Here is a 14,150-nt window from a genome sequence, read left to right as displayed (position 1 = left end):
GACATTCCCTAGCCGCCCGTCCCCTATTTAGTCTAGACCGACTTCGTCATTGACGATGTCGAATGCTTCCATGACCTCTTCGAAGTCTTCATCGTCTTCGACGAGCTTCAAGATGAATTCGCCATCTTCAAGTTCTTCAATTTCAAATGCGTATACTTCAATCGTATCTTCATCTTCTGTCTCTGGTGCGCCGACCGGTTCGAGTACGACAAATGTCTTTTTCGAACGATCGCTCGTCATACGGAAAATTTCTGCAAATAAATGTTCGTCTCCATTTTCATCTGGAATACGGTACATTTCTTCTTCACGACGGATTTCTGCCATGAGAGATTCCTCCTTATTTCCCGGAACGATCCAGGTAGTTTTGTAAAATCATCACGGCCGCCATTTTGTCGATGACCGCTTTTCTCTTTTTGCGGCTGACATCTGCTGAAATGAGCATCCGTTCCGCTTGCATCGTCGTTAATCGTTCATCCACCAACACGCAAGGTAAACCCGTCTGTTCTGTGAACGCCTCGGCAAATGCCTCGGACGCCTCACCACGCGGGCCGACTGTCCCATTCATGTTTTTCGGATGACCGACGACGACTTCTTTCACATCGTACTGCTCGATAAACGGACGAAGGAGACGGACGGCTTCGTCAAAGTCAGGTTCGGTCCAGTAGACCGTCTCCACACCTTGCGCCGTCCATCCCATCAGGTCACTCACCGCGACACCAATCGTCTTCGATCCGACATCGAGTCCCATGACTCGCTTCATATTAATCCTCTCTACGATCGTTCAAATACGATTTGACCAACTCTTCGAGAAGTTCATCCCGTTCAATTTTGCGAATCAAGTTTCGCGCATCATTATGACGTGGAATGTAGGCAGGGTCACCTGACAGTAAGTATCCCACGATTTGATTGATCGGTTGATAACCTTTTTCCTCGAGTGCTTGATATACCGTAATCAGCGTCTCACGTGTGTTAGCACGTTGATCATCTTCTGGAAAATTGAATTGCATCGTGCGATCCATTTGGCTCACAAGAATCCACCTCTTTCCGTTTGCACTTCACACTCTATTATGCCAGTGATTCGACGTAATGTGAAGCAAACTTCAATGCTTCGTCCAGTTTTGTTGCATCACGGCCACCTGCTTGTGCCATGTCTGGACGACCGCCACCGCCACCACCGCAGCGTGTCGCGACTTCTTTAATCAGTTTTCCGGCATGGAAGCCACGGTCGTTCAGGTCTTTCGTCACACCTGCGACGAGGTTGACCTTCTCCCCATTTGCCGACCCAAGGATAATCACGGCAGAGCCGAGTTTCCCTTTTAAGTCGTCGACCATGCTGCGAAGGGCATCCATGTCTTGTCCATCGACGCGTTTCGCAATCAATTGAACGCCGCCAATCGTTTCGATCGCATCCGTTAATGAAGATGCCTCGATGTTTGCAAGCTTCGCTTTGAGCGACTCTGAAGCACGCTCGACTTCTTTGATTTCAGCTTGAAGTGCTTGTACGCGTGCAGGAACTTCAAGTGGTTTCGTCTTCAACAACTTCGCTGTCGCTTCGAGCGTTTCGATTTGCTGGTTCATCACTTCATATGCGCCAGCTCCTGTGACCGCTTCAATTCGACGCGTCCCAGCGCCAATCCCTGATTCAGACAAGATTTTAAAGAGTCCGATTTCAGCCGTGTTGGAGACGTGAATCCCACCACAAAGCTCAACCGAGTAATCCCCTGCTGATACGACACGAACGACATCACCATACTTCTCGCCGAAGAGTGCCATCGCACCTTTTGCTTTCGCATCCGCAATGTTCATCTCTTCGATGTCGACACCGATCGATGCCCAAATCTTCTCGTTCACTTGACGCTCAATGGATTGAAGCTCTTCTGGTGTCACTTGACCGAAGTGAGAGAAGTCAAAACGAAGACGGTCTGGCGTCACGAGTGAACCGGCCTGGTTGACGTGCTCCCCGAGCGTATCTTTGAGTGCGCGGTGCAAGAGGTGCGTCGCCGTGTGGTTCTTGACGATGGCTTGACGCGATGCTTGGTCGACAGAAGCCGTGACGGCTACTTCGGCTTTCGCCACACCTGACTCGACCGTGACCGTATGCAAGTTCTGTCCGTTCGGTGCTTTCGACACATCTTTTACGCGAAGAAGGAAGTCTTCTCCGACGATTTGTCCTTTATCACCGATTTGACCGCCGCTCTCTGCGTAGAATGGCGTCTGATCAAGAATCACTTGTGCTTCTTCTCCGGCAGCGACGACGTCAGCGAGTTCACCGTTGTGAATCAAGCTGATGATTTTTGCGTTCGTTTCAAGATTGTTGTAACCGAGGAACGTCGATGGCATCGTGATGTCCGCGAGTACACCTGACTGAATCTGCATCGATTCCACATCAGCGCGCGCTTGACGTGCACGTTCACGCTGCTCATTCATCGCTTCTTTGAATCCGTCCTCATCGACCGTCATCTGATGGTCTTCTGCGTATTCGATTGTCAATTCGAGTGGGAAACCGTACGTGTCATAGAGACGGAATGCATCTTGACCGCTGATGATGTTTGACCCAGCTGCTTTTTGTGCTTTCGCCACTTCGTTCAAAATCGCGAGTCCGTCGTTCAACGTCTCATGGAAACGCTCTTCCTCGTTCTTGATGACTTTCTTGATGAAGTCTTTCTTCTCGTTCACTTGTGGGTAGAAGTCGACCATGATGTCACCAACGACGTCGACGAGCTCATACATGAATGGACGTTCGATACCAAGCATCTTCGCATAACGGACCGCACGACGGAGAAGACGACGGAGGACATAGCCACGTCCTTCGTTTGACGGGAGTGCCCCGTCACCGATTGCGAACGATACGGTACGGATGTGGTCCGCGATGACTTTGAACGCAACATCCTTGCTGCTGTCTTGACGGTATACGTCGCCACTGATTTTTTCAGTTTCACGAATGATCGGCATGAAGAGGTCGGTATCGAAGTTTGTCGGTACGTCTTGAAGGACGCTCGCCATCCGTTCGAGTCCCATCCCTGTATCAATGTTTTTACGCGGAAGCTCTGTGTAGTTTCCGTGTCCGTCATGGTTATATTGGCTGAACACGATGTTCCAGATTTCAAGGTAACGCTCGTTCTCCCCACCCGGATATAGTTCAGGGTCTGTCGGGTCGTCCCCAAATGCTGGACCACGGTCAAAGAAGATTTCCGTGTTTGGACCAGATGGACCTTCACCGATTTCCCAGAAGTTATCTTCTAGCGGGATGATGCGGTCAGCTGGCATGCCAAGGTTCATACAGATTTGTTTTGACTCTTCATCGTCTGGGTGAATCGTGACGGAGAGACGGTCCGGATCGAGTCCGTACCATTCGTCGCTCGTCAACAGTTCCCATCCCCATGTGATTGCTTCTTCACGGAAGTATTCACCAACTGAGAAGTTTCCGAGCATTTCGAAGAACGTATGGTGACGTGCTGTCTTCCCGACGTTCTCGATATCGTTCGTACGAATCGATTTTTGAGCGTTGACGATTCGTGGGTTCGCTGGGATGACACGTCCATCAAAATATTTTTTCAATGTCGCAACACCAGAGTTGATCCACAACAAAGTTGGGTCTTCGACCGGTACGAGCGAAGCACTCGGCTCCACGCTGTGCCCTTTTGATTTGAAGAAATCTAAGTACATTTGGCGAATTTGTGCGCCAGTCAATGATTTGAGCGGTTTCATGAACAATTCCTCCTTATTTCTGAACGAAACGAAAAAAAGCGATGCCTGCCCCTGTGGAAAGGGACGAAAGCATCGCTTCGTGGTACCACCCTCGTTCGCACGGTATACACCGTGCCTCGAACATCCGTTAACGTGGATGAGGCGCCCAGGTTGAGTGGGGACTCCAGAATAGCTTCGGTCGGCCGACCCCCATCTTCTCGCAGCCTAGGAAGATGTCTCTGTAGAGGCGGTGACGACGTACTCATTTCCTTCATCGTCTGTATCGTTTCAGTTGTCTATTCGTCATTATCACACGCGTTCGGAAAGACGTCAAGACTTCCCGCCTAAGCGCTCGACCAATTTTGTCCGTCGCACCGGCTCCTCTTCTCGCGTCGCCGCCTCGAGCGCACGCACGTCACCAAACAAGAGTAAACTCTTCTTCGCCCGAGTCACAGCTGTATAAATCAAGTTGCGCGACGATCGGAATCCTCCGTTGAAGAAGACCGGCATGAGCACGATTGGGAACTCGGAACCTTGTGACTTATGGATCGTGATGGCGTAGGCATGGGTGAACTGGTCCCATTCACTACGGTTGTACTCGACTTCTGTCTGGTCGAATCGGATATAAATCTTGTCGACCTTATCGACATTTTCCTTCGCGTAGAAGATGTTCGTGATTTCCCCGATATCCCCGTTATAGACGTTCTCCTCGGCGTTGTTGACGAGTTGTAGCACTTTATCACCGTTTCGGTAAATGCGCGTCCCATGCTTCACTTCACGGGCACTTGATTTTGGATTGAATACGTTTTGAAGTGCTTCATTCAGTCCGTCAATTCCACATACCCCTCGATACGTCGGTGCGAGCACTTGAATATCAAACGGTGAATATCCTTTTCGGAGAGCCGCTCCTGCCATCTGACAAATCGCTTGAAGCGCCGTCTCTTGGTTCGCCGTATAGAAACGTCGGTCCGGTAGCGCCGCCAATAAATCGTCTGGCATTTTCTTGGCGTTCAACGAATGGGCGAGACGAAGGATGCTCGATTCCGACGCCTGACGGTGGACGACGTCGAGGCGGACGACCGGAATCCCGTCCGTCGCCATCAAATCGGCAAGCACTTGTCCTGGTCCGACAGATGGCAGTTGATCGCGGTCTCCAACGAACAAAATCTTCATGCCGTTTGGTACTGCTTTGAGCAAACTTCGGAACAAGAAGATATCAATCATCGACGCCTCATCGACGATGAGCACTTTCCCGACAAGCGGATTCGCCTCATCGACTTGGAACGAACTTCCGTCGAACTTCAACAGACGGTGGATTGTCGAGGCCGGTAACCCTGTCGACTCACTGAGGCGTTTCGCTGCTCGACCCGTCGGTGCGGCCAAGACGAACGGGAACGGTTGGTTCGGAACGGGATCTAACTTCCAATCGAAGACGTCGCTGAGTGCATGAATGATCCCTCGGACGACCGTCGTCTTCCCGGTACCTGGACCACCTGTGAGAACCATGAGCGGTGACTTGAGCGCAAGTTCGATGGCTTCTCGCTGTTGGGTCGCATATTCGATTGAAAACATTTCCTCGACACGTCCGACCGCATCAAAGATGGTCGTCATATCCACATCCTCTGTTGTCGATGTCGCCATGATGCGCGCCAACTCTTCTGCCGCTTTTCGCTCAGCACGGAACACGCGAGGGTGATAGACGACCCCGTCCTCGATGACGACCCGTTCTTCTTTGGCAAGTGACTCTAATGCCGTAACGAGCGCCTCACGTGGGTCCGCCCCGATAATTCGAGGCATCTCGGCTTCAAGTTGTTCTGCCGTCACGTAGAGATGACCGTTCCCTTGTTCGAGTTCTAATACGTAAAGAACGGCTGCCGCGATGCGTTCGGGATGAATGCCTTGAATCCCGAAGTGCGCCGCGATGGCATCCGCCGTCTTGAAGCCGATGCCCTGTACGTCGTACATGAGCGCATACGGATTCTTCTCAATCGTCTCCATCGCCCGTCCTTCATACTCTTTATGGATTTTTGAGGCGAGACGCGGTGTCACGTCGAATGGAGCGAGAAATAAAAGTAATTGATCGACCCCATATAAGACGTTCAAGCGCTCGGTGATCACACGTGCCTGCTTTTCTTTCAATCCGTCGACCTCGGACAAGATGCTCGGATGTTTCACAATCTGGTCGATACAATCGTCCCCGAGAGAATCTGCAATCTTCTGCGCCGTCTTTTGACCGATTCCAGGGAAAGACCCGTTCGTCAAAAAGCGGACGGCAGCCCGTTTCGTCATCGGGACGACACGGCGAATCCAATCCGCCTTCATCTGTTTTCCGAATCGGGGATGTTCGACGAGACGACCGTGCGCCTTATACGTCTCGCCCTTCTCAATGCCGACTCCGACGCCTGCGATGACCATCTCGGTCTCATCCGTCTCAAAATTCTTTTCTTTTATACGTACGAGCGCAATCGTATGCGCCTCTTCTTCTGATTGAAACAGGACGCGAATGACTTTTCCAGTCAACTCATAAGGTGCTGCCATCATATCCGACACCTCCAGCTATTTTTCCATCATCCATTATAGCCCGAGATGAATCGATTGAACAAATGCCCTAGTCGAACAGACTCAAGATTTGCTCGATTCGGTCGAGATCGACGACCTCCAAAATACGTATCAACTGTTCGATATCGACCCGGTCCAAAATGCGCTCAACCTGATCCAGGTCCACCTCCTCAATTAAACGCTGGATCCTATCCAAGTCACCAGACGCCTGATATGCCTCGAGTTTTGTGAAAAGCTCGGTCTTCTCGATGCGGATCGAGTCCTCAAGCATCCCCCTCGCCCCGAACAGAACGAGTCCGATGACCGCCAACTGAATCAACCAGTTCGTCACGACTTTCCAAAATGGGACGGTCTGATGGATGAATGGGATGAGCGGAATAAATGTTACTTGAAGGAGTAACATCCCGACTTGGACATATACGTTCGGAATGAGGAATCCGAGTACTGCCAAAATCAATGGAACGACCCACCCAATACCGACATGTTCAGATGTATGTTGCCAAGACTTTTGCTCACTGTATACATAGTGTACAGCCCATCCCACGACAAGGAGCGCTACGAATAAAAGGAAGATTAACGTTAAGAGTCCACGTGGTTCAACGACCACTTGATATAAGATCGTATTCGTCCATTTCCCGTCTGCTAATCGTTCATTTACCGATTCAAATAATTGATTCAACCAGACGTACTCGACAATGAAAAACAAAATGACGCTGACCATGCTGAATTTTCGCAAGCCACTCGACCTCCTTCTATAGGTTGTCATTCCCCCACTTCAACACAGATAGTCGCGTTTTTGATTTAAAGAAACGGGGAACTGTTCGAATGACACATTCAAGGAGGAATCATCTATGGGCAAACGAATTCCAGTCAGCGGATTATGTGAACTCGTGTTAGAAGTGACAGACATGAACGAAGCCGTAGCCTTTTGGCATGAAAAATTAGGGCTTCCTGTCGTCGAACAATGGGTCGGGGACGATGCCGAACCGAGTGAATCACAAGAACAAGCGAACGAACCGTGGGCGACGTGGCTCTATATCGGCGGGAACACACGGTTAGGTCTTTGGTTGAAACGTAACTTTACGGAAGAAGAGGATGCGAACCGGAAACAAGACGTGACAGAATGGGACACGCTCTATGATGAAGGTGGTGTCCACGTCCACTGCGCATTCTTCGTTCCCATGGAGTCGTTTGAACAGGCACTCGAAATGCTAGATGAGACCGACGTCCCTGTAAAACTTCGGACGTGGGACGAGGATGAGACGAAAAATGGGAAGGAACGCTCGGCGTACTTTAAAGACCCGAGCCATAACATCATCGAACTGTATACGAAAAATATGGACGAAGCATACGGCGAGTTTGCCGGAGAACCCGTTAAAATCACGACGAAACAACTTTGATTTCGAGCCCTAAAAAAGTGCCATCGCTCTATTGCGATGGCACTCAGCTTGTTGACTAACATGAATCATAACGCTCGCCTGTCCGGCGCCCACGCTTTCCGCAGGCAATCCCGGAGCCGCATCGCGACCTAGGTCGCTGCTGGGTCTCCGTCGGATTGCTTTCCTGTCGGAGTCGGGGCGCCGTCGGGCGAGCAACGCAAACGGTCGTCATCTGGCGGCCGTTTGTCTTCTTCCAAGGCCACGACGGCCGAAGAAAAAGCTCGGTATTTACTTTGAATCGATGTTTTAGGGGAAAGGGAAGGTAAACGCCGAGATCATCCCCCTCGGGCCGCTGTTCAACATCCGTTCCGTTCGTCAAACCGTGAAGGATGGATGGTGTCGACTTGTTGATCATCAGATCCGCCCCTGTGTGTTCTTCTCACACCATTATATGGGATGAAGGACAAAAGGTGACCAAGAACGGGCAGGCGAGACTCCTGAGGGAATAGCAAGCAAAGGGAGACCCAGCAGTGACGCAGTCGCGATGCGGCTCCCTGCTTGTCCCTAGGAAAGCGAGCCATGTCCGGATTGGGCATAAGACCTATACTTTGTCTACAGCCTGAAAGTGCCATCGCTCTATTGCGATGGCACTTTCGTCTTCATACGTTTCAGTTTCCAAGTAGTGCATCCATCTTCGCGACGGCGTCACGTGCAAGTTCGTGATCGGGTTGCATCTCTAAGACGCGTTGCAACTCAGCATACGTCCGTTCCTGGTCACCCAAGAACGCATATGCGATTGCTAGGTTGTAACGGGCATCCGTATGGCTCGCATCAAGGTCGAGCGTCTCTTCTAACGCGACGACCGCCTCTTCGAGTTGTTCACTTTGCGCGAGGGCAAGTCCATACTGGAATGTAATCTCCACGTCTTCCGGCGATTGTTTCTTCGCTTCACGCAAGCGTGGCATCGCACGAACGAAGTCACCCATCGCCTTGTACGTCAATCCGAGCATGAAGTGAAGATCGGCATCGTCCATCCCCGAAAGGAGCGCTTGGCGAAGCGACGCCTCCGCTGACTCCAATTGCTCGAGTTCATAGGCAAGGGCACCTTTCGCATAGTGCGCGGCACCGAACGATCCATCGAGTTCAATCGCTTTGTCATAGAAGATGACGGCACGATCGTAATCGTTGATCGCCTGAAGCAACGTCCCCATGTTGACGAAACCAGTCGGGTCCGTCGGGTTCGCTTCAATCGCCTCGTTGAAATGTTTGGCTGCCTGTTCGAATTCACCTTGCTGCATCGCTTGGATGCCTTGTTCGTTTGCGTTCATATCAATCACCTCATCCGATATAGTCGAGTCGTTTTCCGTTTCGGTACGCTTCGTCAATCGTTGCCCCACCGAGACAGACATCGCCGTCATAGAAAACGACCGCTTGTCCTGGCGTGATGGCACGTTGTGGCTCGTCAAACTTGACGAGGACTTCGCCATTTTCGAGTGGAGCGACCGTGACCGGCACATCTTGTTGGCGATAACGGAACTTCGCCGTCGCCCGGAACTCTCCTGTAGGAGCGGCTCCCGTCCATGACAGTTTCGAAGCGAGAAGCGCATCTGAATAGAGCGCGTCGTGATGGAATCCTTGTCCGACGAACAAGACATTGTTCTCGACATCTTTCCCGACGACGAACCAAGGTTCCCCGTCGCCACCGATGCCGAGACCGTGACGTTGTCCGAGCGTATAATACATCAACCCGTCATGACGTCCTTTGACGACACCGTCGAGCGTCCGCATTTCTCCTGGCTGTGACGGAAGGTATTCCGATAAGAACTCTTTAAAGTTCCGCTCACCGATAAAGCAGATTCCCGTCGAATCTTTTTTCTTCGCTGTCGCGAGTCCTGCTTCTTCGGCAATCGCACGTACATCTTTCTTGTCCATATGACCGATCGGGAACATCGTCCGCGCGAGCTGGTCTTGAGACAATTGGTTCAAGAAATACGTTTGGTCTTTGTTGTCGTCTTTTCCTCGTAACAGACGGTGCTCGCCATCAACATATTTCACTTGCGCATAGTGTCCAGTCGCGACAAAATCGGCACCGAGTCGAAGCGCATGGTCAAGGAACGCCTTGAATTTGATTTCCTTGTTACACATGACGTCCGGGTTCGGTGTCCGACCGAGACGGTACTCCGCTAAGAAATATTCAAAGACGCGGTCCCAATATTCCTTTTCAAAGTTGACCGCGTAATACGGAATCCCGATTTGGTTCGCGACGGCGATGACGTCCTCATAGTCCTCTGTCGCCGTACACACACCGTTCTCGTCCGTGTCGTCCCAGTTTTTCATAAAAATCCCGATGACGTTATACCCTTGCTCTTTTAACACATGGGCCGTCACCGATGAATCGACGCCACCTGACATGCCGACGACGACCGTCGTCTCTTCAGGGGCTTTCGTGCGTAAATTCATCTATCTCACTCCGTTCATAAATGTCGAGACGACTTCTTGTAGTCGCTCCGCGAGCCGTTTCGCGTCCTCGACCGAGTTACCGTGGCCAAAACTGATTCGAACAGACTGACGCGTCCGCTCTGAATCCCCGTACATCGCCGACAATACATGGGACGGTTCGACCGACCCTGCCGTGCAGGCACTCCCACTCGAAATCGCCATGCCCCGCATATCCATCATGATGAGGAAGGGTTCAAGGTCAATTCCAGGAAGGTATAAGTTCACGATGTGAGGTAAACGATTTGACCCGTTCACCTCATAAGACACGCCTAATTCATCAAGGCGCTGACGTAGTGCCAGATCGAGCGACTCATAGAGAGTCACTCGGGTCTCACGCTCTGCCATGACGAGTTCAGCTGCTTTTTGGAATCCGACGGCACCCGGAACATTTTCCGTGCCGGCTCGACGTTTACGTTCTTGTTGTCCACCAAAAGAACGTGACGCTAATTTTACACCTGTTTTCATGAAAAGAAAACCGATACCTTTTGGCCCATTCACTTTATGTGCGGACGCCGACAATAAATCGACATGAATACGTTTCACATCAATTTCTTCTGTACCGAGTGCTTGTACCGCATCCGTATGGAAGAGAGCCTGATGGTCTTGTAACAACTCCCCGATTTCTTGAATCGGTTGACGCGTTCCGACCTCGTTGTTCCCGTACATAACCGATACGAGAATCGTATCCTCACGTAACGCTGATCGGAACGTTTCTATATCTACAGCTCCCGACTCATCAACATCGAGATACGTGACGTCGAAGCCCTCGCGCTCAAGTTGCTCCATCGCGTGAAGAACGGCGTGATGTTCGACTTTTGTCGTGATGATATGTTTGCCTTTTTCTTGATGGGCATACGCCGCACCGAACAAAGCATAATTATCCGACTCCGTCCCACCTGACGTAAAGACGATCTCGTTCGGTGAAGCACCGATCCACTTCGCGAGGACGCGACGTGACGAATCGAGCGCCGCCCGAGCGTTACGCCCGATTCCGTGGATGCTCGACGCGTTCCCATACGTCTCTAAAAAGTACGGTGTCATCGCTTCAAGGACTTCCGGTCGCATCGGTGTCGTCGCAGCGTGATCAAAATAGTTCATCTAAGGTCACCTCGTTCTTAAATATAAAACATGTAGCCGTCTGACTCTTCTTCAGCGAGGTCCGCGAGTGTCGTTTCGTCAAGGACGGTATCGATGGCTTCTTTGATTTTATCCCAAAGCTTACGTTTCACCGCATCATCTGCTTCAGAATCTTCAACGATGGCTAAAGGTCCCTCGAGCAAGCGAATGATTTCACCTGCTGTCACTTCTTCTGCCGGTTTGACGAGTTGGTAGCCACCGTACGCACCCCGTACACTCTTGACGAGTCCCCCGTTACGAAGTGGACCGATCAATTGCTCCAAATAATGCTCCGGCAACTCATGGCGTGCGGCAATCTTCTTTAAACTGAGCGGCTTGTTATCTGTCTCACGGGCTAATGCAATCATGATTGTTAAGCCATAGCGGCCCTTTGTAGATATTTTCATCTTCAAGTCTCCTTCTGTTATACTAATCGAACAAACGTTTGTCGAAAGGAATGGTTACGTATGCCTGATTTGTTTCATCAATCGAATGGTGGACCGCTCGCGAACCGCATGCGCCCCGAAACGTTAGATGACGTGATCGGACAGCGCCATATCATCGGTGAGGGCAAGCTGCTTCGCCGTGCCATCGAAGCCGACCGACTCGGTACGATTATCTTATATGGTCCACCGGGCACCGGGAAGACGACACTCGCCCGTGTCATTTCAAATTACACGAAAGCGACATTCGTCCAATTGAACGCCGTCACGGCCAAACTCGATGAATTGCGGAACGTTATTCGTGAAGCGGAGTCCCGGTATGATTATGAGGACGAACGGACGATTCTCTTTTTAGATGAGATTCACCGGTTCAATAAGCTCCAACAAGACGCGCTCCTCCCTGCCCTTGAGTCTGGCAAGCTCGTCCTCATCGGAGCGACGACCGAAAACCCGAGTTTTGAAGTGAACGCCGCTCTTTTGTCACGGGCGACCGTATTTCGACTTGAGCCACCAGGTGCCGAGGAGTTACGTATCGTCCTTGAGCGGGCGCTACACGACTCACGTGGTCTCGGAAGTTATCCCGTCAAGATGGATGAAGCTGCTGCAGACCATTATATCAAAATGGCGGATGGTGACTACCGTGTCCTATTGAACGCACTCGAACTCGCCGTCTTGACAACGCCTGAGGTGGACGGAGAGATTCATATCACACTTGAGGTCGCGGAAGAGTCGATTCAACAGAAGTCGATCAAATACGATAAGACGGGTGACCGACATTACGACGTCATCTCGGCGTTCATCAAATCGATTCGTGGGTCTGACCCTGATGCGGCGCTATACTGGTTAGCCGTCATGATTGAGGCTGGCGAATCGCCACGCTTCATCATGCGTCGCCTTTACGTCCATGCCGCCGAAGATATCGGAATGAGCGATCCGAACGCACTTCTCATTGTCGATGCGGCGGCTCGTGCGAGCGAATATATCGGTTTCCCGGAAGCCCGCATCCCGATTGCCGAGGCTGTTCTCTATTTGGCGACCGCACCGAAATCGAACGCGGTCATCACCGCGATTGACAAAGCGCTCCATCACGTCCGGACAGTTGAGGGTGGACCTGTACCCGTACACCTGCGTGACGCCCATAGTCCAGGAGCACGTGAACTCGGAAACGGGGTCGGATACAAATATCCACATGACGAAAAAGACGGGTTCGTTCCTCAAAACTACTGGCCAGAAAACTTAGCCCGAAAACGACCAACCTACTATAAACCGACGCCACGTGGATTTGAGCAACAAATCCAAAAGCGGCTCGACTATTGGGAAAAACGACGCGACTCGAAATGAGCCCGCGTCGTTTTATTTTTGGATGCGATTGATTTCGACGCCCGCTTTTTCAAGCAAGTCGTTAATGACATAGCCGGCAGCGACAAGCCCTGCAACCGATGGAACGAACGCGTTCGAGCTCGGTGGCATCTTCGCTTTGCGGATCGGCGCGTCTTTCTTCCCGACGACTTCGTTCACGTCTTCGCGTGTCACGATTGGAGACTCATCTGAGAAGACGACGGGAACGCCTTTGTAGATTTTTTCTTTACGTAGACGGGTACGGACCATCTTCGCGATTGGATCATATGACGTATCTTTAATGTCGACGACTTTAATACGTGTCGGGTCCATTTTGTTCGCCATCCCCATACTCGAGATGACCGGGATGCCGCGACGCTTACATTCTACGATTAAATGAATCTTATAAATGATCGTGTCTGATGCATCGATGACGTAGTCAATCTTTTGAGCAAAGAACTCTTCGTATGTCTCTTCTGTATAAAACATTTTCAATTGGACGAGGTCTAAGTCCGGGTTGATGTCGAGGAGACGCTTGCCCATCGCTTCGACTTTCGGTTGACCGACCGTCGACAACAGTGCATGGATTTGACGGTTGACGTTTGTGATATCGATGTCGTCTTTATCGACAAGGACGATGCGTCCAACACCGCTACGTGCAAGTGCCTCTGCCGCGAACGAGCCGACGCCACCGATTCCTAAAATCGCGACCGTTTTATTCTTTAAAGCATCAAGGCCTTCAGAGCCGATGGCCAATTCATTACGTGAAAACTGGTGTAACATATTTCTTCCTCCAACTAATCCTATTTTCTCATACTATTTTACTCGGAATTATATTCAAAAAAAAGACGTCTCGCGACGTATTTACAAAAAAATCGATGGGGCCCGGAGTGCCGTGACGATGCCTTGCTTTTGAACCTGCGTATGCAGGTGGGTGACCTAGCGTTTCCTTCACAAGTCCTCCTGCACGTGATGAGGCAGTTGATCCGGTTAGCAGTTCGGTCTCCCGTATTCAAAGTGTTGGCTCAAAATAACGAAGGCGGCTCTCGTACACCTCAGGTATCCCATCTGTTGATTTAACTATAGCGCTTCTGTAAAAAGAAGTCAATGAGAAACGCCGACTTCTCGT

13 protein-coding genes and 1 other RNA gene are annotated in these 14,150 nt (G+C 51.0%); 2 read left to right on the top strand and 12 right to left on the bottom strand.

What is annotated here, in order from left to right:
• Positions 1-27: 27 nt before the first annotated feature.
• The 6 genes from KNO65_RS06505 to KNO65_RS06480 all read right to left on the bottom strand — a co-directional run bounded on the left by KNO65_RS06505 (position 28) and on the right by KNO65_RS06480 (position 6,982).
• Positions 28-324, bottom strand: a complete 297-nt coding sequence (locus KNO65_RS06505; protein WP_078146594.1) for a DUF1292 domain-containing protein — start codon at positions 322-324, stop codon at positions 28-30.
• A 13-nt stretch (positions 325-337) separates the two neighbouring features.
• Entirely contained in the window at positions 338-760 is a 423-nt protein-coding gene (gene ruvX / locus KNO65_RS06500) for a Holliday junction resolvase RuvX (RefSeq protein ID WP_015881197.1), read from the bottom strand.
• Position 761: 1 nt separating this feature from the next.
• Positions 762-1,028, bottom strand: coding sequence for an IreB family regulatory phosphoprotein (locus KNO65_RS06495; RefSeq protein ID WP_015881196.1), 267 nt, complete (start codon positions 1,026-1,028; stop codon positions 762-764).
• A gap of 37 nt (positions 1,029-1,065) precedes the next feature.
• A complete protein-coding gene (gene alaS, locus KNO65_RS06490) occupies positions 1,066-3,708 on the bottom strand; it encodes an alanine--tRNA ligase (protein ID WP_214782735.1) in 2,643 nt (880 codons plus the stop codon).
• A 309-nt stretch (positions 3,709-4,017) separates the two neighbouring features.
• A complete protein-coding gene (gene recD2, locus KNO65_RS06485) occupies positions 4,018-6,228 on the bottom strand; it encodes an SF1B family DNA helicase RecD2 (RefSeq protein ID WP_214782732.1) in 2,211 nt (736 codons plus the stop codon).
• A gap of 67 nt (positions 6,229-6,295) precedes the next feature.
• The gene (locus KNO65_RS06480; RefSeq protein ID WP_214782730.1) at positions 6,296-6,982 is read right to left on the bottom strand and encodes a hypothetical protein; all 687 of its coding nucleotides are present in this window, start codon (positions 6,980-6,982) and stop codon (positions 6,296-6,298) included.
• A 115-nt stretch (positions 6,983-7,097) separates the two neighbouring features.
• On the opposite strand from KNO65_RS06480, the gene KNO65_RS06475 reads away from it, so the two are divergent.
• Positions 7,098-7,646 carry a VOC family protein gene (locus KNO65_RS06475; RefSeq protein ID WP_211781447.1) on the top strand — a complete coding sequence of 183 codons (549 nt, stop codon included), beginning with the start codon at positions 7,098-7,100 and terminating at the stop codon, positions 7,644-7,646.
• Between the two features lie 647 nt (positions 7,647-8,293).
• Here the strand turns inward: KNO65_RS06475 and KNO65_RS06470 are convergent.
• Genes KNO65_RS06470 through cymR form a run of 4 tightly spaced genes read right to left on the bottom strand, consistent with a single transcriptional unit; the run spans position 8,294 to position 11,647 of the window.
• Positions 8,294-8,953: a tetratricopeptide repeat protein gene (locus KNO65_RS06470; RefSeq protein ID WP_015881191.1), complete on the bottom strand. Its 660-nt coding sequence runs from the start codon at positions 8,951-8,953 to the stop codon at positions 8,294-8,296.
• Positions 8,954-8,963: 10 nt separating this feature from the next.
• On the bottom strand, positions 8,964-10,085 hold the full coding sequence (mnmA, locus tag KNO65_RS06465) for a tRNA 2-thiouridine(34) synthase MnmA (protein WP_214782727.1): 1,122 nt from the start codon (positions 10,083-10,085) through the stop codon (positions 8,964-8,966).
• Positions 10,086-11,222: a cysteine desulfurase family protein gene (locus KNO65_RS06460; protein WP_214782724.1), complete on the bottom strand. Its 1,137-nt coding sequence runs from the start codon at positions 11,220-11,222 to the stop codon at positions 10,086-10,088.
• A gap of 17 nt (positions 11,223-11,239) precedes the next feature.
• Complete coding sequence (gene cymR / locus KNO65_RS06455) at positions 11,240-11,647, bottom strand: cysteine metabolism transcriptional regulator CymR (protein WP_031421454.1); 408 nt, start codon at positions 11,645-11,647, stop codon at positions 11,240-11,242.
• 60 nt (positions 11,648-11,707) lie between these two features.
• On the opposite strand from cymR, the gene KNO65_RS06450 reads away from it, so the two are divergent.
• A complete protein-coding gene (locus tag KNO65_RS06450) occupies positions 11,708-13,024 on the top strand; it encodes a replication-associated recombination protein A (RefSeq protein ID WP_214782721.1) in 1,317 nt (438 codons plus the stop codon).
• 12 nt (positions 13,025-13,036) lie between these two features.
• Here the strand turns inward: KNO65_RS06450 and KNO65_RS06445 are convergent, their stop codons facing one another.
• Entirely contained in the window at positions 13,037-13,804 is a 768-nt protein-coding gene (locus KNO65_RS06445; protein ID WP_015881186.1) for a tRNA threonylcarbamoyladenosine dehydratase, read from the bottom strand.
• 95 nt (positions 13,805-13,899) lie between these two features.
• Positions 13,900-14,086: non-coding RNA, 6S RNA (gene ssrS, locus KNO65_RS06440), on the bottom strand.
• Between the last annotated feature and the right edge of the window lie 64 nt (positions 14,087-14,150).

Source organism: Exiguobacterium sp. S3 (assembly GCF_018617295.1).
GTDB classification, from domain to species: Bacteria; Bacillota; Bacilli; order Exiguobacteriales; family Exiguobacteriaceae; genus Exiguobacterium; species Exiguobacterium profundum.
This window is presented reverse-complemented; position numbering and strand designations above follow the sequence as displayed.